At 39.0% G+C, this 2,729-nt stretch carries 4 protein-coding genes; 1 reads left to right on the plus strand and 3 read right to left on the minus strand.

Annotation, left to right across the window (positions count from 1 at the left end; translation table 11 throughout):
- A partial coding sequence (locus tag GCCT14_RS04320) for a DUF502 domain-containing protein (RefSeq protein ID WP_108624376.1) occupies window positions 1–557 on the plus strand: 557 nt, incomplete at its 5' end.
- Here the strand turns inward: GCCT14_RS04320 and GCCT14_RS04325 are convergent.
- From GCCT14_RS04325 to GCCT14_RS04335, 3 genes are all read right to left on the minus strand, one after another.
- Complete coding sequence (locus GCCT14_RS04325; protein WP_157952605.1) at window positions 523–1,041, minus strand: hypothetical protein; 519 nt, start codon at window positions 1,039–1,041, stop codon at window positions 523–525. The two genes, GCCT14_RS04320 and GCCT14_RS04325, sit on opposite strands and share 35 nt — an antisense overlap.
- Window positions 1,042–1,157: 116 nt before the next feature.
- Window positions 1,158–2,039, minus strand: a complete 882-nt coding sequence (locus GCCT14_RS04330; RefSeq protein WP_108624378.1) for a Holliday junction DNA helicase RuvB C-terminal domain-containing protein — start codon at window positions 2,037–2,039, stop codon at window positions 1,158–1,160.
- Window positions 2,036–2,729: hypothetical protein (locus tag GCCT14_RS04335; protein ID WP_157952606.1), on the minus strand; the 694-nt coding region annotated here is incomplete at its 5' end. The genes GCCT14_RS04330 and GCCT14_RS04335, both read right to left, overlap by 4 nt.

A 2,729-nucleotide genomic window follows, 5' to 3' on the forward strand; every position in this document is an offset into this window, starting at 1 on the left:
TTACAACTCCTTTCGTGTCTGCAATTTCATTTATTTTGGGGACAGACATCGTTTATGAAAATCATTTGCTGTTTTACCTGGTAGAAGTTGCTGTATTAATTCTCATGATAATTTCAACTGTTCTAATTGGAGCTATCACTAGATGGTATGTTGTCAAAAAAATGGTTGAAATAGGAGAAACAATTCTTCACAAGATTCCTTTTGTTCGAATAGTTTACAAAGCTTCTCGTGAGGTAATGCAATCTTTTGTTGCTTCTTCAAAAGCTCCATTCAAGGAAGTAGTTCTGGTGCCATTCCCTCAAGCTGGAAGTTATTCGATTGCTTTCTTGATCAAAGAAGAAGGTAAATGGGACAAGGAGAACCCTGGAAGCATTTTTTCATCTGTCTTTGTTCCTACTACCCCCAATCCAACCACCGGCTTCATACTTTTAATAAAAAGTGACCTCATTATTCCTACAGACTTTTCAATGGAAGAAGGACTCAAGTTCATCATTAGTTGTGGGGTTGTGAACCTTGGAGATTCTATCTGGCCGAAGGATCGGGAATCGCCAGAATAGACTCCTCAATGTACCTAAATATCTCTTCTTGTGTTGCGGGGAGAGAAAAAAGAAAAAGATGATCAAATGAAATAGGAGCCAAAACAAGACAGGAAGGAAGTGGAAGCTCTCCCATTCCAAGCCTAGAAAGAACTTCTTTTAAGAAAAGTGCTTGCAATGACCCTCTACTTTTGTTTACCTCAACACAACAGAATACAAGGAGATCTTTCCAAGATCTAAGAATGGAATAATCACCAAAAAATAATTGCCTCATCTGCTCACAACAAGAACAATTTCCCCTTTCGTGTGTAAAAAACACAAATAGACGCTTTTGTTCTTCGAAAGCTTTCCTGGACGCAACCGCGTAATCCGTTTCATACCCTACTGAGTGAGATGACTCAAAAAAATATGGAGCTGACTCCATAATCATTTCACATCGAAAGAATACGAATATAACACAGAACGCTAAGTGCGCAAAGCCATTCCCAAGGTACTTTTCAAACACTTTCTTTCCCCACAACAAAAACTCATTAAAAAAATGATCAGGAACAAAGTTATAGCTCCCAAATGAATGTATAAAAACATTTATCGAAGCTTTCATTCGTGGTCAATAGATCGGGTTTATAACATTGATATGTAATCGCGGCCTTTTTGTGTTAAACAGCGCCCACGAGACGAACGGACTAAAAGTCCTTCCTTTAGAAGGTGAGATTCGTAAACTTGCTCTACTGTTTCTACGCTCTCTCCCAGATGAGATGCAAGAACCTGTACGCCGACAGGCCCTCCTCCATAAAGAGCTTCAAGTAGGTAAATAATTTTTCTTTCAATTGGATTCAATCCGATTGAATCAATACCAAGCAAGTCAAGTGCATCCAAAACAGATTGTCGTGATATAGCACTCTCCTGTGCCGAAATGACAAACCTACGACTCCATTTCAAAAAGTGAAGAGCTACCCTAGGCGTTCCCCTAGAGCGAGATGCAATTATGTAAGCAGCATCTTGATCAATTTCTACGTCCAATTTACGTGATGCTAGTAACAAAATTTGTTTTAATTCATCAATTGAGTACTCTTCAAATGAAATTACTACTTCAAACCGCGAAAGAAACGGCTTAGATAGCTTCCCAGGAAATGTCGTTGCTCCGATCAAAGTAAAAGGCTTCAATTTGATTGACAAAGAACGTGCACTCTTATTGCGCTCTATTAATAATCTCAGGTCAAAATTATCCATTGCATTGTAAAGAGATTCACTGCAAGCGCGGTTAAGCGAATGAATTTCATCTAAGAAAAGGAGCTCTCCTTCCTTCAAACGAGAAAGATTTCGGCAAGAGTCAAGCATAAGCCCATGACGATAACTAGATTGTGTTAATCGTATCAAAATGCAAAGTCGCAATTCGATATTTGATTCAGATTGATCAAAAATAAACGTCAAATTTGAAACAATTTTACTTTCCTTAGAGAGCCGAAAAAGAAGAAGAACCAAGACAGTCCCTTTCCACTTCATCCAGATCTACCAGAAAGTATAGATGAGCATTCTTGGCTTCTCTTCTCTTCAATGCTCTGAATTGTTTGTGCAGCATTGTCTATATTCGATTGAAGTGTTTCACAAACCTTACCGCATTGGTTAACAGCGCCAAAGTATAGTTCCTTTAATGCTCCATATCTTGTCCGTGCTGTGTCGACTAAACCAACCTCTAAGGCACTTTTACCTGTTTTAAATGACTCACCAACTACCTGCATAACACCAGGCAGCTTGGCTTTATTCATGTGTAAAAGTTGCGATCCACCTACAAGTGCACAGCCAACTGTAGATAAAGAGAAGAGACCGCTAGATTTATTCCTCATGCTTGAGTCATAACTTTTTAAGTCGTTCAATACCTTTTTCCAATTCACCTTTGTTGCTGACCCTAAAAGACGATGCGATTGCAGACAAGAAACAGAAGAATTAACTAAAACCGCACACATCCTTTGAATAGGATCACCTATGGTTCGCTTAAGATTGATATCATCTGTTTTTATATTAGTAGGAGCATAAGATGTATCTGCAGTTAATCCAAGACTTCTAGCGTAACGAGCAGAAGCTAAAACTCCTTCGGCTACTTCACGCTTTCTGGCTTCCTCCTTCTGACGAATCTCCTCCTCATCTGGAACATCATCAAAAAAGGCACGGGAAGCATAAGAAGCAACTCTTGAA

This window comes from Candidatus Similichlamydia epinepheli, assembly GCF_003056015.1.

Excerpts from the sequence above, each read along its gene's own strand:
- GCCT14_RS04330 (WP_108624378.1), bottom strand. The coding sequence starts at position 2,039 with ATGAAGTGGAAAGGGACTGTCTTGGTTCTTCTTCTTTTTCGGCTCTCT.